We start from the raw sequence: 17,036 nt of genomic DNA on the forward strand, positions 1-17,036 counted from the left end.
GCGGGCGCTCTCGTCGTTTTCGTCGTCGCGTTTGTCTTCGGGCGCCAGGATGCGACGGCTGGCGATTGGTTTGCCCGCAATACGTTTGACGACTTCGGGCGCGGTCTGCGGTGTCGTAATGCGACCTTGCACCGGGGCGCCGTTTTTGACCGACGGCGGGACGACGCGCTTGGTCTCGGCCTTGTTGTCGCCTCCGCCCGCGCCGGCGCCACCGGCACCGGGCGGCATCATCGGCATGCCGCCGCCCATCCCACCGCGCGCTCCCGCGCCTTCGGCGGCGGGCGGCGAGGTCACGGGCACTTGCTGCGACGACATCGGAACCGTGCCCGCTGACGGAACCGGTGGCGGCCCAAGGTTTCCGGCCGGGGTGGTCGCACCAGCGAGCCCGGCACCACCGCCGCCGGCGCCCAACCCAGCACCGCCCGCACCGAGCGCGCCGCCCAGGGCGTCGGCGGGGAGCGAGGCACCGGCACCCGCTCCGGCTTTGCCGACACTGCTGGCCAGTTGCTGGCCGACCTGCATGCCTTGTTGCATGGCTTGATTCATGCCTTGGGTCAAGCCTTGGAACATCTGAGTGAACGCTTGCATGAACTGCTGCGGCATCTGGGTGGCGGAACTCATCAGCTGCTGAAGTTGTTGGCTGGCCTGCTGATCGTTCGCGGGGAACTGCTGCATCGCGTCGCCGGTCTTCTCGCCGCGCTTTGCGTGACCCGCCGCCGCGTCCGCCGCGTCCTGGGGGTCACCGGCGTTCCCGGCGAGCCCGAGGGTGGCGAGTAGCTGACTCATCAGCGAGGTCCCCGACGCGATCTGATCGGGCGTCAACGGCGGTGGCGGCGGCAGACCCAACGCCTGCGCAAGCTGGCCGGGGTTGATCTGTACCTCGTCTTGTCCGCCCATGAATCTTCCTTCTAGGAGACGCGGTTCAGCGCCTGAAACCAGGCGAAGTGGTAGTTGGCCCCGTTGGTGTCGGAAGCTGCCAGTGCTTCGATCGACGCCAGCAACTGCCAGTTCGCGACTGCGGCGCCGTCGACATCGTCGGGGTAGGCGTCCAGCACCCGGTCGCGCAACATTGCAAGATGCTGGTGGAGAAACTCGACTTCGTTGTCGACAACGCCTGTGCCGGCTGACGCGGCCTTGGCCAAGGTGTGCGCCATCTGCGGCAGCCCATCCCGCCAGTTGGTCGCCTGGCCCAGCTCCCAGCCGAGTTCGTCGACAGCCGGCACCTGTCGCGGACGCGGCGAGGTAGGGATCGGCTCATCGTCAACCGGTGACTCCGGAAGGTAGTGCAACGGGGTGTAGCTAGCCGACGCGCTCACCTCGCCGAGCAGCATTTCGAGGTCGCCGCGACGTTCACCTGGTTCGAGCAGAGTCACCACCGAGGGGATAGCGATATTTGGCGGGATCCAACCGCTCGCAAGGTCGGTCGCCAGAATGGTTGTGCCGTCAGCTTGTTCGCCGGCAGCCCATCGCAGACGGGGCTCTTGGCTGGCGACGAAGTCGACCAACCGCTGCAGACGGGCCTTCGCGGTGGCGGCTGCCGAGGCTGCACCTGCGGCCGCGCCGCCCGCCGCTGCGGCGACGGCCTGCTCGCCGATGCCGGCCGGCGCCGGGTGCGCCATCGCGGCTGTCGGCGGCGTGCGAACGACGGGCTGCGCGAGTCCACCGGCTCCGGCCGACGGGCTGACGGGAGCGGAGGCTGGTGAGGCAGCTGAAGATACCGAGGAGATCGCCGACGGGCTCGACGGAATCGTGGGCGCCGAGATCGTCGGGGTGGGCGGTCGGATGTCGGAGCCGTAGGTTGGCAGCGGCCCGGCCGGTGTCGCAGGGGCTGCGGCTGCAGGGCCCGCCAAATATGCTGGGGCAGAGTCGGTTACCGCTGCATGCGGGGCGACCGGTGCGGGAGGCGCGGGCGGAGGAGCATCGAACGCGGGCGTGTGACCAGCCGACGCCGGGACGGTCGATCCCGAGAACTCTGAAGGGGGTGGCTGAACCGGTAACTGCGGCTGGACTGGGCTGGTGACGGGCGGCACGTTGTTGAAGGCGCCTGACATGGGGGTGCCTTGGCCCAAGGCGGGATTCAGGCCTTGCGACAGGGCATTTGTCGGCTGGAGACCTGCCAGGCCTGCCTGGCCGATGGGGTTCGAGGAGCCGATCGACGACAATCCGCCGGGAGCCATCGGGGTGCTGGCCGCAGGAAGGCCACCGATACCCGTGGGGCCTCGGACAGCGGATCCGGCATTGGTGGCGGGCATGGAAGGTCCGCCTAAACCTCCACCGCCCAACGGATGGCCTCCGGAGGTAGTGGCAGGCGGTGGTGCGTCCAGGCCACCGCCTCCCATTGGTTGTGCTGGCACGGTAGAGGCCTGTGTTGGGACAGTTGATGGTGGAGGGGGAGCTTCCTCTTGCGGCCCTCCAAACGGGGATGACGAGCCTTTCGGCGGTGGCGTAAGCGGACGACCGGACTCGTCGAAAAATGACTTGACCTGCTGTGTGACTGTTTCTTTGCTGGGAGAACCAAGCATGCGGGTCGTGTCGATCCCGTGCTCTTGAGCAAATTGACGTGCTGTTTTTGAGATTCCGCGACGATCGAGGATCGTTTGCATCGCCTCAAAAATGTTTTGCGTACAGGGGGCCGCTGCGGTATTAGCTTGCTGCTGACAATCCATAACGACTTCGACAATTTGAGCAAATTTTGCGACAGGTGTCTCCTTCGACGCCTGAATGTTATCGATCTGATTCTTCCCATTGTTGGCAATGCTGTCCAGCTTGGAATTTAAATCACTGACTACGTCATGGGCAGAGGTGTGTGCTTTGCTAATCGTTTCATTTATTTCCGCAACATCGTTGGCTTGGTGGATGCCTTGTTGAAAGGCTTCTCGTATACTGTCAGCCGTCATGCCTTTTTGAAGCCCCGGATTGAGCGATGTCGTTAATTGCTGCGACAGCAACCCTGAGAATTGATGCCATTCAGTTGCCGAAGCCTGCCTTTTCGTCGCTGCAGCGCCGACAATCCCGAGGTCGGACGGTGGCGTGTCCCACAGCCCAACCAACAGCGGGCGATATGGATTGGCCGACGTCATTTACACAAATCCTGAACGCGCTCGAACGCGGTGTTTCCCTCTTCGATTAATGCGGCTTGACTGGGGTCTGCGTTCTTAGCGCCAGCCAAATAGTTCGCTCCAAGTTCAAGCATTACCTGCGATAAATGCTGCATTGCATCCGTCAACACGGGCGGCGTTGCAGGACTCAAGTGATCGCGGAGATACCAGCCTCCCGCGATAACCGCCAGTCGGCCGTCCGCGGCCTGCGCCTCGGCCATCGCGGGGTCGCTGCTTTGCTGCGTGCCGGTACCGGAATGCAACATAGCCCCTTTGTGGACTGTGTCAGCCGCGTTGCATGCACGGGCTTTCGCATCCGAGACCTGCTGCGCAGACCAACTCGGAGTCGCGGAATGCGTCTGAGTCGGGGTAGGGGCGGGGCGGAACCAGCCCACTATGGCCAGTGCTGTAGCGAGCAGCGCAATCGCGAGCGCTGCAAACGTTGGCCAGCGGGATGGCCCCGATGTCGGGGTAGGCCACTGCGGCGGGGGATACGGCCCCGTCGCCGGCGAAGCAGCTGGAAACCCACTGGCGCTTTGCCCGTAGGAGGGCCCGCTAGGCGGCTGTTCCGACATGCGCCAATCGTATCGCCGATCAACGACTCGGGTATTCACCATTGCGATCCCCGCCGTGGGTCCCACGTCTCCAGTGAACCCAACTGCCACCCTGACACCCATGTAGCCGCAACGTCCGACTCCTGCCAGAGTAGGACTTGTCGTTGTGTCACTCGAGGGCGCGCCACTACCATCGACGCTCGCGCCGGCGATGGTCTTGAGTCAGCAAAGTGCCCCAGGCGCTTGGCCCCGAGGCCTACCTGAGCGGCTGAAACTCTGCCAATCACGCCAAGACTCCGGCGGCTCGTGTGACTACGTGGCAGCGTATAAAAGCGTCCAAGCGGCGGCGCAAAGGCTTGATGACCGTAAGGGCCGCGATTTTGGAAACTTGCCGACCGATCCGGATTAGTGCACTGCCGGTTGTGGTCTGACGTGCTATTCAGCAAAAGTCACGCCGGCGACAACGGTCGGCTTTAGCTTGCCGAAACGCAAGCTCCGGAACAGTGCCCGCGAGTCTTGTCTCAGGAATCAGTCGACTCCAGTTTGGCCGGCTAATTTGTGCCGTCACTTGCACTCTCCAGCGGCACGGTCAACGGCGTCATTCCCAGCTTTTATAAGCGCCGATTGGGACGGATCAGCGTTTTTGGCCCCAGCGAGAGCGTTGACTCCGATATCGAGGATCAGTGCTGCGAGTTGGCGGATATCCTTTGCCAGGGGCGCGGGAGTTGCAGGGTCTAAGCGGTCCCTCAAGTAATCAGCTCCGGCGACGAGCGACAGCTGTGCGTGGGCTGCTTGAGCGTTCGCAGTACCGGGATCATCGTTTGGTGGCGGATTCGTCTGTAAGGCCACACCCTTCCGAACCAACTCAAAAGCTTGGCACGCGCGGGTTTTTGCATCAGCGATTTGTTGGTCGGTATAAGCCGGGCCAGATGCTTGCGCCGAGACCGGCCTAGGCATGGGGCGAAACCATCCCACTATCGCTAGCGCTGTAGCGAGGAGCGCGATCGCGAGCGCTGCAAACGTGGGCCAACGCAAAGCTTGAGATGTCGGGGTTAGCCATTGCGGCGGAAAATAGGGCCCCGGAGTCGGCGAAGCAGCTGGAATCCTACTTGTACCTTGCCCGAACGAGGGCCCGCCAGGCGTTTGTTCCGACATCTGCCAACGGTATCGCCGATCACCGAACCAGGTATTCACCATTGCGATCCCCACCCGCGGCTTCCACCTCTGCGAATGGACCCAACTGCCACACTGAAACCCATGCCCCGCCGCAACGTCCGACTCCTCACGCGCGCCGGCTGCTCGATCTGCGACGGCGTCCACGCGCAGCTGGCCAAGCTCGCGCAAGAACTCGACTTCGACGTCGAGATCACCGACGTCGACACCGAAGCCCAAGCAGGCAACCCGAAGCTCAGAGCGGAATTCGGCGACCGGCTGCCCGTCGTCCTGCTCGACGGCCGCGAACACAGCTACTGGGAGCTCGACGAGCCCCGGCTGCGCAAGGATCTGGCCAGGGAGTGACTTCCAGCGCAAATTTGGTGGGCCCTCAAGTAACCGTCTACGGTGGAGAGCAGTCAATTCACCGGTGTTAGCAAGGGAGCAGGCCAGGTGATTCAGCCGTGAGCGTGCTGCTTTTCGGTGTGTCGCACCGTAGCGCCCCGGTCTCCGTTCTGGAGCAGCTCAGCACCGACGAGTCCGAGCAGATCAAGCTCGTCGACCGAATCATGCAGTCGCCGCTGGTGACCGAGGCCATGGTGCTCTCCACCTGCAACCGCGTCGAGGTCTATGCCGTCGTCGACGCCTTCCACGGCGGCCTGTCCGCCATCGGCCAGGTACTTGCCGATCACTCCGGCATGTCGGTCCCGGACCTGACCAAATACGCCTACGTCCGCTACAGCGAAGCCGCCGTCGAGCACTTCTTCGCGGTGGCCAGCGGCCTGGATTCGGCCGTGGTCGGCGAGGCGCAGGTGCTGGGCCAGGTCCGTCGGGCCTACGCCGCCGCCGAGACCAACCAGACCGTCGGCCGGGTCCTGCACGAGCTGGCCCAGCGCGCACTGGCGGTCGGCAAGCGGGTGCACTCCGAGACCGGCATCGACGCGGCCGGCGCCTCAGTCGTCTCGGTCGCCCTGGGCATGGCCGACGCCAAAATCGGTGGCCTGCAAGGCAAGACGGCCGTCGTCGTCGGCGCCGGAGCGATGGGTGCGCTGTCGGCGGCTCACCTGACCCGCGCCGGTATCGGCAGCGTCTACGTGGTCAACCGCTCGCTGCCTCGCGCTCAGCGGCTGGCCCGCAAGATCCGCGATGCGGGCACCCCGGCTGAGGCGTTGGCGCTGGAGAACCTGTCCGACGCGCTGGCCGACTCCCACGTCGTGGTCAGCTGTACCGGCGCGGTACGCCCGGTGGTGTCGCTGGCCGATGTACACAACGCCTTGGCCGCCAGCCGCCGCGACGACCAGCCGCTGGTGATCTGCGACCTGGGCATGCCGCGCGACGTCGACCCGACGGTGTCGGGGCTTCCCGGCGTCTGGGTGGTCGACATGGACCGCATCCAGCGCGAACCGTCAGCCAAAGCCGCCGCGGCCGACGCCGATGCGGCCCGCCATCTGGTGGCCGCCGAGGTCGCCACCTATCTGGCCGGCCAGCGGATGGCCGAGGTCACCCCGACCGTCACCGCCCTGCGCCAGCGCGCAGCCGACGTGGTCGAGGCCGAACTGCTGCGCCTGGACAACCGGCTGCCGGGCCTGGACGCCGCCCACAAAGACGAGGTGGCTCGCACGGTGCGCCGCGTGGTGGACAAGCTGCTGCACGCTCCCACCGTGCGGATCAAGCAACTGGCCAGCGCACCCGGCGGTGACAGCTACGCCGAGGCGCTGAGAGAGCTGTTCGAGCTCGACCAGACCGCGGTCGACGCCGTCGCCAATGCGGGCGAATTGCCTTCTGTGCCAACAGATTCAGCCGAGTAGCCGCTTGGCCGACGTGATTCGGATAGGCACCCGTGGCAGTGTGCTGGCCACTACCCAGGCGGGCATCATTCGCGATGCCCTGCTGGCCAAAGGACACCAGGCCGAACTGGTGATCATCAGCACCGCGGGCGACCAGTCAGACGAACCGATCGCCGATATCGGTGTCGGCGTTTTCACGACCGCGCTGCGCGAGGCGATTGATGCCGGCGAGGTCGACATGGCGGTGCATTCCTACAAGGATCTGCCGACCGCGCACGACGGGCGGTTCGTGATCGCCGCTATCCCGCCTCGTGAAGACGCCCGCGACGCACTGGTGGCCCGCGACGGGTTGGTGCTGGGAGAGCTGCCGAACGGCGCAATCGTGGGCACCTCGTCCCCGCGGCGGGCCGCGCAGCTTAGAGCACTGGGTCTCGGTTTGGAAATTCGCCCCCTACGAGGCAACCTAGACACCAGGTTGAACAGGGTAAGCAATGGCGATTTGGACGCGATCGTGGTTGCCCGGGCGGGTCTGACCCGGCTGGGACGTCTCGACGCCGTCACCGAGACGCTGGAGCCGGTGCAGATGCTGCCGGCGCCGGCTCAGGGGGCGCTCGCCATCGAGTGCCGCTCCGGGGATTCCCGGCTCGCGACACTGCTTGCAGAGCTGGACGACGCCGACTCCCGAGCGGCCGTCACCGCCGAGCGCGCCCTGCTCGCCGAACTGGAGGCGGGTTGTTCCGCGCCGGTGGGGGCGATCGCGGAAGTGGTCGAATCGATCGACGAGGACGGCCGCATCTTCGAGGAGTTGTCGCTGCGCAGCTGTGTGGCGGCGCTGGACGGATCTGATGTGATCCGCGCGTCCGGGATCGGCAGTCCGGATCGGGCACGGGAGCTGGGGCTCTCGGTGGCCGCCGAGCTGTTCGACTTGGGCGCACGGGAAGTCATGTCGAGCGCGCGGTAAGCCAAGCGCGCCAACAAGGTAGGTAGGTAGGAGCGACGATGACGACGCGAGGGCGCAAGCCGCGGCCCGGCCGCATCATGTTCGTGGGTTCGGGTCCCGGCGACCCGGCCCTGCTGACGACGCGGGCCGCAGCGGTGCTGGCCAATGCCCCCCTGGTGTTCATTGACCCCGACGTGCCCGAGCCAGTTCTGGCGTTGATCGGCAAAGATCTGCCGCCAGTCTCCGGGCCCGCGCCGGCCGAGCCGGCAGCGGCGTCGACCGGTGGAGCCGGCGATGACACGGCGGGTGCCGACACCAAAGAACAACCCGCCGCGGTGGTCTCGGTGGGACCTGACGTCCGGCCCGCGCTGGGCGACCCGGCCGAGGTGGCCAAGACGCTGGTCGCCGAGGCCCGCACCGGCGCCGACGTGGTGCGACTGGTGGCCGGCGACCCGCTGTCGGTGGACTCGGTGATCACCGAGGTCAACACCGTGGCGCGCAGCCACCTGCACTTCGAGATCGTGCCGGGTCTGTCCGCCAGCGACGCGGTGCCGACCTACGCCGGCCTGCCGCTGGGCTCGTCGCACACCGTCGCCGACGTCCGCGACCCTGATGTCGACTGGGGTGCCCTGGCGGCCGGACCGGGTCCGCTGATCCTGCAGGCGACCTCCGCGCACGTGGCCGATTCGGCGCGCACGCTGATCGAGTACGGCCTGGCCGACACCACCCCGTGCGTGGTGACCTCCTCGGGCACCACCTGCCAGCAGCGGTCGGTGGAGTCGACGCTGGGCGGGTTGACCGACTCGACGCTGCTCCTGGGTGGTGACGCGGCGGCACCGTCGCCGGTGATCGTGACCATCGGCAAGACCGTCGCCAACCGGGCCAAGCTGAACTGGTGGGAGAGCCGCGCCCTGTACGGCTGGACCGTGCTGGTGCCGCGCACCAAGGACCAGGCCGGCGAGATGAGCGAGCGGCTGACCGCACACGGCGCACTACCGATCGAGGTCCCGACCATCGCGGTCGAGCCACCCCGCAGCCCCGCCCAGATGGAGCGTGCGGTCAAGGGTCTGGTCGACGGCCGCTACCAGTGGGTCGTGTTCACCTCCACCAACGCGGTGCGTGCGGTGTGGGAGAAGTTCGGTGAGTTCGGTCTGGACGCTCGCGCGTTCTCCGGCGTGAAGATCGCCTGCGTCGGCGAATCGACCGCCGACCGGGTTCGCGCCTTCGGTATCAGCCCGGAGCTGGTGCCTTCCGGCGAGCAGTCGTCGCTGGGCCTGCTGGACGAATTCCCGGACTACGACAGCATTTTCGATCCGGTGAACCGGGTGCTGCTGCCGCGCGCCGACATCGCCACCGAGACGCTGGCCGAAGGTCTGCGCGAACGTGGCTGGGAGATCGAGGACGTCACCGCCTACCGGACCGTGCGGGCCGCCCCGCCGCCGGCGGCCACCCGCGAGATGATCAAGACCGGTGGCTTCGACGCGGTGTGCTTCACCTCGAGCTCGACGGTGCGCAACCTGGTCGGCATCGCCGGCAAGCCGCACGCCCGCACCATCGTCGCTTGCATCGGGCCGAAAACCGCCGAGACCGCAGCCGAATTCGGTTTGCGCGTCGACGTGCAGCCCGAAACCGCCGCGGTCGGTCCGCTGATCGAGGCGCTGGCCGAGCACGCCGCCCGGCTGCGCGCCGAGGGTGCGCTGCCGCCGCCGCGTAAGAAGAGCCGCAGGCGATGACTCACCGTGCGTTGACTCTGCGTCAGGGGCGAAGAAGTTCGAGTAGCGAACGCCCTCAACGCAGAGTGAACGCGCCGACGGGACGCTAACGTGCAGCGTCCGCGTCGGCTCCGTTCGACCCCGGCCCTGCGTCGGTTGGTCGCCCAAACCTCGCTCGAGCCAAGGCATTTGGTGTTGCCGATGTTCGTCGCCGACGGCATCGACGAGCCTGCGCCGATCACATCCATGCCGGGTGTCGTCCAACACACCCGCGAGTCGCTCCGCAAGGCCGCCGCCGAGGCGGTGAGCGCTGGAGTGGGCGGGCTGATGCTGTTCGGTGTGCCCCGCGCCGAGGACAAGGACGCGACCGGGTCGGCGGGCATGGATCCCGACGGCATCCTCAATGTCGCGCTGCGCGATCTGGCCCAGGATCTCGGCGACTCGACGGTGCTGATGGCCGACACCTGTCTCGACGAATTCACCGACCACGGCCACTGCGGCGTACTGGACGAACGCGGCCGGGTCGACAACGACGCCACCGTGCAGCGATACGTGGAACTGGCTGTCGCACAAGCGAATTCCGGCGCGCATGTGATCGGCCCGAGTGGAATGATGGACGGCCAGGTGGCCGCCATCCGCAGCGGCCTGGACAGCGCCGGTCACACCGACGTGATCATCCTGGCCTACGCGGCCAAGTTCGCGTCGGCGTTCTACGGCCCGTTCCGGGAAGCGGTGAGCTCCAGCCTGATCGGCGATCGCCGCACCTACCAGCAGGAGCCGGGCAACGCCCGCGAGGCGTTACGCGAAGTCCAGCTCGACCTCGACGAGGGTGCCGACATCGTGATGGTGAAGCCGGCGATGAGCTACCTGGACATCGTCAGCGCAGCCGCTGAGATCTCGCCGGTGCCCGTCGCTGCTTATCAGGTGTCGGGGGAGTACGCGATGATCGTCGCGGCTGCGGCCAACGGCTGGATCGACGAGCGCTCCGCCGCCCTTGAGTCGTTGACCGGCATTCGGCGGGCGGGCGCCGACATCGTGCTGACCTACTGGGCCGTCGCCGCGGCCAACTGGTTGTCGTGACGGGTCCGGCCGACAGCGCGCAGGAGCCGCCGGCCCGTCCGGTGGACGTCGATACCGGCTTCTGGCTGTGGCTGGTGGCCGTGCCGCTGATGGTGGTCGGCTATGTCGCCGACTTCGTCGGTTCGTCGACTGGGCACGGCCCTGTGGCGCTGATGATCGGGTCGGGATTGTTCACCGCGGTCATATGTGCCATCGTCGTGACGTTTCTGATCCTGATGCGGGCCGGATATCGCTGGGCTAGAACGATTTTGACGGGCGGGGCAATGGCGACCGTGGTCTACGTCGGGATCCGCCTGTTCACCGTGACCTGGCCGCCGATGTGGGCGGTAGCCTGCGGCGTCACCGGTATCACCGGATCGGTGTTGATCGCCGGCGGCATGTTCCTGTTGCATCGCAGGGACTCGCACGAATACTTCACCAGGTGAGGGGCCCGACGTAATGACCCCAGGTGGTTTGCCGACTCTTTCAGCAGGGGATGATGGGTGACGTGACTGCCCAGACGGACACTGAAGCGGCACCGATCTTCCGGGAGGTCGGGGCCAGCTGGTACTGGGTGCTGACCGGTCCGATGGCGGCCGGGATCATGGCGTGGATCGAGAAGTCCAACGGCAACGGCTGGCAGATCTCGATACCGGTGTTCTTCCTCGTCGTCATCTCGAGTTTCGTTGCGCTGCAAGTCAAAGCGGCGCGAATCCACACTTCGGTCGTGCTGACCCCGCAGACTCTGCGCCAAGGCACTGAGACCATCAAGGTCGCCGAGATCGTCAAGGTGTACCCGGAACCCGACCACCCGCTGGCGGCGAAGAAGGACCTCGAGCGCTGGCAGTCCGCCCGCGCGCTCGGCGAGTTGACCGGAGTACCCAAAGGCCGCACCGGCATCGGGCTGCGGCTCACCGGCGGCCGCACCGCGCAGGCGTGGGCGCGCAAGCACCGTCATCTGCGCAATCTGCTGACCCCGCTGGTCGAGGAGCGGGTCGGGCCCGACCAGCCGCCCGACGACGATTTCAGCGAGAGTGCGGGCTGGTGAAAGAACGTATCCGGGCGGTCATCGAGTTGCTGCTAGCCGTTGCCGCGATCGTCGGTTGCGCGGCCAGCTGGGCGGCGGTGCGCTCCACGGTGGCTGTCGCGCCCGTCCTCAAAGACCAGCCGGTGACCACGTCGGTGGCCTACGACCCGTCGATGCTGTTGGTGACCCTGTTATTGGCGGCACTGGCCGGCATGCTGGCGGTGGTCGGCGTCGCGCGGTTTCGGCGGGCCGGCCGCGCTTCGGTGGCATGACGACTACAGATCTGGACCTGCGCGGCATGAGCTGCGGGTCGTGCGCTGTCCGGATCGAAGGTGCGCTGAACCGTCTCGACGGGGTGCGCGCCGCGGTCAATTTCGCGCTCGAACGCGCCCATGTCCAGCACGAGTCGGCTGTGTCGGCCGGCGACTTGATTCGGGCGGTGGAGTCCACGGGTTATCACGCCTCGGTGGTCGTCGACCCGTTCGTCCACGCCGACGACGCGCCTCGGGACGCGTTGCGCGCCCGCCTGATCGGCTCCACGCTGCTGGCTATTCCGGTGGTGGCGGTGTCGATGGTGATGGGCTGGCAGTTCGCCGGCTGGCAGTGGATGGCGCTGGCGCTCACCACGCCGGTTGTCGCGTGGGGCGGATACCCGTTCCACCGCCTGGCGCTGCTCGGTCTGCGGCACCGCAGCTCGACGATGGACACGCTGGTGTCACTGGGCACGCTGGCTGCCTATCTCTGGTCCGCGGCGGCGTGCGCGACCGTGCCGTTTACCGGCCCGGTCTACTTCGAAGTCGCCGCCGCAGTCACGGTGTTCCAGCTGGCCGGTCGCTACGCCGAGGCGCGGGCCAAGCGCGCATCGGGCGCGGCGTTGCGATCACTGCTGAGCTTGGGCGCCAAGGACGCGGCGGTGCTGCGTGACGGCGACGAGGTGCGGGTGCCGGTCGGACAGCTGCAGGTCGGTGACATCGTGGTGGTGCGACCGGGTGAGCGGGTGGCCACCGACGGCGTGATCGTCGACGGCGCAACGGCTTTGGACACCTCGGCGATGACGGGTGAGCCGGCGCCGGTCGACGTGACCGCCGGTGACACCGTGGTCGGCGGGGCGCTGAACACCTACGGACGGCTGTTGGTGCGCGCCGCCAAGGTCGGTGCTGACACCCAGCTGGCGCGAATGGCGAAACTGGTCAGCGACGCGCAGAACGACAAGGCCCCCGTGCAGCGGATGGCCGACCGGGTCGCGGCGGTGTTCGTGCCGGCGGTGCTGGTGATCGCCGTGGCGACGATGACAGGCTGGCTGCTGGCCGGGCAACCGACGGCGTCGGCGTTCACTGCGGCTGTCGCGGTGCTCATCGTCGCCTGCCCCTGTGCGCTGGGTCTGGCCACCCCGACGGCGATCCTGGTCGGCACCGGCCGCGGCGCGCAGCTGGGCATCCTGATCAAGGACCCCAAGCTGCTGGAGACGATCGAAGGTGTCGACACCGTCGTCTTCGACAAGACCGGAACCCTGACCACCGGTGCGATGACCGTGCACGCCGTCGACCCCCGGCCCGGTGAGGACGCCGACGTGGTGCTTGCCAGAGCCGCCGCGGTCGAGTCGGCCTCCGAACATCCGGTGGCCGCGGCCATCGTGACCGCCGCCCGTGGCCGCGGCCTGGCCATCGGCGACGGCCCGAGCCAGTTCGTCAATGATCCGGGAACAGGCGTGGCCGGCGTGGTCGACGGCGTCGAGATAACGGTGTCCCGGGTCGGGTCACTGGCCGGCGTCGACCTGCTGACCCCCACGGCCCGTCAGACCGCGGTCCAGGTGACGTGGGACGGGCAGGTTCGCGGCGTGATCACGCTGGCCGATCAGGTCAAGCCCGACAGCGCCGCGGCAATCGCCGAACTGAAGTCCATGGGCATCACCCCGATGCTGCTCACCGGCGACAGCGCCGCGGTGGCCCGGCACGTCGCCAACGAGGTCGGAATCGCGCCCGGCGACGTGATCGCCGGCGTGCTGCCGATCGAAAAATCAGACGCCATCACATCTTTGAAGGACCAGGGCCGCACTGTCGCGATGGTCGGCGACGGCGTCAACGACTCGGTGGCGCTCGCGGTCGCCGACATCGGCATGGCGATGGGAAGCGGCACCGACGCCGCGATCGACGCCGGAGATCTCACGCTGATGCGTACCGAGGTGCGCACGGTGCCGACGGCACTGCGGCTGTCAGCACGCACGCTGCGAACGATCCGAATGAACCTGTTCTGGGCGTTCGCCTATAACGCCGCGGCGATCCCGCTGGCAGCGATGGGCCTGCTGAACCCGATGATCTCCGGGGCGGCGATGGCGTGCTCGTCGCTGCTGGTGGTGACAAACAGTCTGCGGCTCAAGCGTTTTCGCGGCTGATCCGGTCAGGACGCCAGCCAGGCCAGCTCACCGGGCAGTTGCTGACACCAGTACGCCTCGTCGTGTCCGCCGGGCCCGAATCCGCCCGCGGGCTGCGTGCGGAGCTGGCCGATGAATTGGTGCGCCGCCGGTGCGAACCGGTCGTCGTTGCCGCAGTCGATCCGCAGCGGAATCGTCGACAGCGCGGGCAATCCGAAGACGGTGTTGTGAGTCCAGTCGTCGTAGCTGTCGAAAGCCCCGAGTGTGCTGGCGGTGTACGACTGATACAGCGCCGGGCTCACGGCGCAGATCCCGGCGGTGCGCGCCGCGCCGAGCCGTGCACCGAGCAGCATCGCGCCGTAGCCGCCCATCGACCAGCCCAGGAAACCGACGCGGGTGATGTCCAGGCTCATCGTCGACAGCATCGGGATCAACTCGTTGAGCACCATCGAACCGGCGTCCTCGCCGCCTGCCCGGCGATGCCAGTAGCTGTCGCCACCGTCGACGGCGACCACCGCGATCGGCGGCCGGCCCGCTTTCGCCAGTTCCGCAAGTGCCTGCTCGACGCCGAAGCTCATCACCTGTTTGGCGCTGCCGCGCACGCCGTGCAACGCGATCACCGGGCGCAGCGGTCCGGTGATGCCGGGCGGGCGGGCGATGATGTAGTTCGTCAGCACGCCTCCGCGGGCGGCGGAGACGAATGAGCCGGACACTTTGGTCGGCAGCGGCGGCGGTGGAGCGGCGACCGGCGGAGCGGGCGGTGCCGCGGGGTCGAACGGACTCGGATCGGCCGGCACGCGGGTCGGATCCACCGCGGCGCCCAGCGTCCAAATGCCGGCAGCCCCCGCCACGGCACTGGCGCCCAAGCGCAGCGCAGCACGACGGGACAGCTCAGGCATGATCGTCATCATGCCGAGCGGAACGTAGGCGCCGAAATAGCTACGCCGTTTCGGTATTGCACCGTGATCAAGGTGTGAGCTGCGGGCTGGTGAATGGCCGGTGGGGACGCCGGTTGTTAGGGTCGGCCCATGCTCATCGCCAACGCCACGGTCCGTATTGGTCTGGTGATGCTGGCCGTTGCCGCTCTGACGTCGTGTGGCTCGAATAGCCCGAAAGCCAATGGTCCACACAGCACTTCGAGCACCGCGAACCCGCCGCCAAAAGCGCTGGTGGAGCCGCCCGGTGGTTACGACATCGGACGAATTGCCAACTTGGCCAACCAATTTCCGCCGGGCTTCACGGTCACGCCGGTTCCGCGAACCACCCTCACCAAAGAACAAGCCGACAGCGTCGCCGGGCTGACGAAGCAGTTCGCGTTCACTTTCGATCCGCCTCAGTGCAATACGGTGCTGAAACCAGCCGGCGTGGAAGCGGGTGCGGTATCGCAGGGTCTCCTCGCGCACGGGCCGCAAACAGAAGTCACGGTGATCGCCACGCAGACGTCCCAACCCATCCCGGACACCGTCGTAGGCGCCGGATGCAGTCACGTCGCCTTCAAGTCCCAGGACACCGCGCGCGGCACCGCGGACGTCCTGGCCGGTCCGGCTATCGACGGCGCCTCGACCTCCGCGGTCAAGGTGCACCTGGACTTCGCGACACCGGGATTCTCGAAGTCCATCGACCGGCTTACCTACGTCGCCGCGTTGAGCGACAAAACGGCCGTCGTCGTCGACAGCGAGTCCAATCCGCAACTGCTGGCGGACCTTCTCGTCAAAGCGGTGGCGGTGATCCGACAGAAATAGCGCCTTGGCCTAGGTCGGGTTGGTACAAAGTTCAAAATATGTAACACTGTCCCAATGACGGATCTGAGTGAGTCTTCCGCGATCGAGGCGGCCGACGACGCGCTGCCGCTGGGGCCGCAGTCGCTGGTGTGGCGCTACTTCGGCGACAACCGGATGTTTCTGATCGGGCCCCGTCCCGCGGTGCTGCAGAACATGCTGGCCGAACTCGGGCAGGGCGTGCTCGACCACTCGGTGTTCTTCAGTGACACCTCGGCGCGGGTCAAACGCTCGCTGCCGCCGATTTTCCGGACCGTCTACGGCTCCGACGACGACAACGCCGGCCACCAGGTGCGTGACTTTCATCATCAGATCAAAGGGTCCATGCCCAGCGGGGAGCGCTATCACGCACTGGATCCCGAGACTTACTACTGGGCGCACGCCACATTCGTCGAGCAGGTGCTCTATTTCGCCGACACTTTCGTCAAACGCCTGACCGACGCGGAGAAGGAACAGATTTATCTGGAATCGAAGACGTGGTACCGCCGTTACGGCGTCAGCGAACGTCCGATGCCGGCGAATTATCAAGAGTTCGAAAAGTATTGGGACCACATGATGGAGCGCATCGTGATCGCGCACCCCACCGCGAAATACGGTGTGGGATATGTGACCAAGGGCTTCCCGCGGCCCAAGGGTGTGTCGCCGCTGGCCTGGCGGTTACTCGCGCCGGTGTTCAACCCGGTGGCCGCGTTTCTCACCACCGGAGGAATGCCGCCGCGCGGCCGCGAACTGCTCGGATTGCCCTGGAGTGATCGTCAGGAGCGGCGCTATCAGCGGTTCGCGGCGGTCTGGCGGTCGCGGTCGGTGAACTGGGTCTGGGACCACCTGCCGATGCAGTTGCGCTACAACGGTTTTGCCCGTGGTGGCTATGCCCGGGTCTGACGCGTCCACCAACGCGATCCTCGACGCCGCCGTCGTCGAGTTCGAGCAGCATGGCTTTCGGCGGGTCGCCCTCGATGATGTCGCCCGCCGCGCCGGCGTCAGCCGCACCACGATCTACCGGCGCTTCGCCAACCGCGACGAACTGGTCGCCGCTGTCATCGACCGCGAAAACGCGGTCTTGTTCGCCACCATCGCCGACGAGCTGAAAAGGCGCCGGCCGCAGTCGAATTACTACGTCGAGGCGTTCACGTTGTCGATCGTGCGGTTTCGTCAACACCGGGTGCTGACCCGAATGTTGGCCGACGAGCCAGGGCTGATGCTGGAGTTGGCGAACCAGCATTGGGATCCTGCCGTCGAGCGGATGGCGGCCGCGCTGCGGGTGATCTTCCCGGACGGATTCGCCGAGCAGATCGGCGAAGATGCGGTCGACGAGTTGGCCGACACCATCCTGCGTTACGCGGCGATGCTGTTGTTGTTGCCGGCTCGTCAGGCCATGGTCGACGACGAGGACATTCGCGTGTTTGCCGCCACACACTTCCTGCCCAGCCTGCCCGTTGCGCTGCGCGCGCTGCCGGTGTGATTTCGGCCAATACAACTGCCCCGCAACGAAACCGACAAAAGACTCGAGCCCGAGGCGGAGCTCGGCAATGTTTCACGAGTAAACGCCGGGGCGGCT

16 protein-coding genes are annotated in these 17,036 nt (G+C 66.8%); 12 read left to right on the forward strand and 4 right to left on the reverse strand.

Features of this window, described 5'->3' with window-relative positions:
* The 3 genes from CYU59_RS04440 to CYU59_RS04450 all read right to left on the reverse strand — a co-directional run.
* Positions 1-897, reverse strand: an 897-nt coding sequence (locus CYU59_RS04440) for a hypothetical protein (RefSeq protein ID WP_292976309.1), incomplete at its 3' end; no start/stop codon positions are given.
* A gap of 11 nt (positions 898-908) precedes the next feature.
* Positions 909-3,080, reverse strand: a complete 2,172-nt coding sequence (locus tag CYU59_RS04445) for a DUF5631 domain-containing protein (RefSeq protein ID WP_292976311.1) — start codon at positions 3,078-3,080, stop codon at positions 909-911.
* Positions 3,077-3,364 (reverse strand): hypothetical protein, encoded by a 288-nt coding sequence (locus tag CYU59_RS04450; protein ID WP_292976314.1) that lies wholly within the window; start codon positions 3,362-3,364, stop codon positions 3,077-3,079. Before CYU59_RS04450 ends, CYU59_RS04445 begins: the two co-directional genes overlap by 4 nt.
* A 1,545-nt stretch (positions 3,365-4,909) precedes the next feature.
* Here CYU59_RS04450 and CYU59_RS04455 point away from each other — a divergent pair.
* The 9 genes from CYU59_RS04455 to CYU59_RS04495 all read left to right on the forward strand — a co-directional run bounded on the left by CYU59_RS04455 (position 4,910) and on the right by CYU59_RS04495 (position 13,721).
* A complete protein-coding gene (locus tag CYU59_RS04455) occupies positions 4,910-5,170 on the forward strand; it encodes a glutaredoxin family protein (protein WP_292976316.1) in 261 nt (86 codons plus the stop codon).
* A 98-nt stretch (positions 5,171-5,268) separates the two neighbouring features.
* A complete protein-coding gene (locus CYU59_RS04460) occupies positions 5,269-6,612 on the forward strand; it encodes a glutamyl-tRNA reductase (RefSeq protein ID WP_292976318.1) in 1,344 nt (447 codons plus the stop codon).
* A gap of 13 nt (positions 6,613-6,625) precedes the next feature.
* Positions 6,626-7,552 carry a hydroxymethylbilane synthase gene (hemC, locus tag CYU59_RS04465; RefSeq protein WP_292976575.1) on the forward strand — a complete coding sequence of 309 codons (927 nt, stop codon included), beginning with the start codon at positions 6,626-6,628 and terminating at the stop codon, positions 7,550-7,552.
* A 38-nt stretch (positions 7,553-7,590) separates the two neighbouring features.
* Positions 7,591-9,264: a bifunctional uroporphyrinogen-III C-methyltransferase/uroporphyrinogen-III synthase gene (locus CYU59_RS04470; protein ID WP_292976321.1), complete on the forward strand. Its 1,674-nt coding sequence runs from the start codon at positions 7,591-7,593 to the stop codon at positions 9,262-9,264.
* A gap of 90 nt (positions 9,265-9,354) precedes the next feature.
* Entirely contained in the window at positions 9,355-10,323 is a 969-nt protein-coding gene (gene hemB / locus CYU59_RS04475) for a porphobilinogen synthase (protein WP_292976323.1), read from the forward strand.
* The gene (locus CYU59_RS04480; RefSeq protein WP_292976325.1) at positions 10,320-10,748 is read left to right on the forward strand and encodes a hypothetical protein; all 429 of its coding nucleotides are present in this window, start codon (positions 10,320-10,322) and stop codon (positions 10,746-10,748) included. Before hemB ends, CYU59_RS04480 begins: the two co-directional genes overlap by 4 nt.
* Before the next feature lie 62 nt (positions 10,749-10,810).
* Entirely contained in the window at positions 10,811-11,350 is a 540-nt protein-coding gene (locus CYU59_RS04485) for a DUF3093 domain-containing protein (RefSeq protein ID WP_292976327.1), read from the forward strand.
* Positions 11,347-11,601, forward strand: coding sequence for a hypothetical protein (locus CYU59_RS04490; RefSeq protein ID WP_292976329.1), 255 nt, complete (start codon positions 11,347-11,349; stop codon positions 11,599-11,601). Before CYU59_RS04485 ends, CYU59_RS04490 begins: the two co-directional genes overlap by 4 nt.
* Entirely contained in the window at positions 11,598-13,721 is a 2,124-nt protein-coding gene (locus CYU59_RS04495) for a heavy metal translocating P-type ATPase (protein WP_292976332.1), read from the forward strand. The genes CYU59_RS04490 and CYU59_RS04495 overlap by 4 nt, the downstream gene beginning before the upstream one ends.
* 5 nt (positions 13,722-13,726) lie before the next feature.
* Here the strand turns inward: CYU59_RS04495 and CYU59_RS04500 are convergent, their stop codons facing one another.
* Positions 13,727-14,608, reverse strand: a complete 882-nt coding sequence (locus CYU59_RS04500; protein ID WP_292976335.1) for a hypothetical protein — start codon at positions 14,606-14,608, stop codon at positions 13,727-13,729.
* Positions 14,609-14,728: 120 nt separating this feature from the next.
* Between CYU59_RS04500 and CYU59_RS04505 the strand changes: the two genes are divergently transcribed.
* Genes CYU59_RS04505 through CYU59_RS04515 form a run of 3 tightly spaced genes read left to right on the forward strand, consistent with a single transcriptional unit; the run spans position 14,729 to position 16,940 of the window.
* On the forward strand, positions 14,729-15,442 hold the full coding sequence (locus CYU59_RS04505; protein WP_292976338.1) for a DUF5642 family protein: 714 nt from the start codon (positions 14,729-14,731) through the stop codon (positions 15,440-15,442).
* Between the two features lie 54 nt (positions 15,443-15,496).
* Complete coding sequence (locus tag CYU59_RS04510) at positions 15,497-16,360, forward strand: oxygenase MpaB family protein (RefSeq protein ID WP_292976340.1); 864 nt, start codon at positions 15,497-15,499, stop codon at positions 16,358-16,360.
* The gene (locus CYU59_RS04515; RefSeq protein WP_292976343.1) at positions 16,347-16,940 is read left to right on the forward strand and encodes a TetR/AcrR family transcriptional regulator; all 594 of its coding nucleotides are present in this window, start codon (positions 16,347-16,349) and stop codon (positions 16,938-16,940) included. Before CYU59_RS04510 ends, CYU59_RS04515 begins: the two co-directional genes overlap by 14 nt.
* The last annotated feature ends 96 nt before the right edge of the window (positions 16,941-17,036 follow it).

The organism is Mycobacterium sp., from assembly GCF_002863225.1.
Taxonomy (GTDB): Bacteria; Actinomycetota; Actinomycetes; order Mycobacteriales; family Mycobacteriaceae; genus Mycobacterium.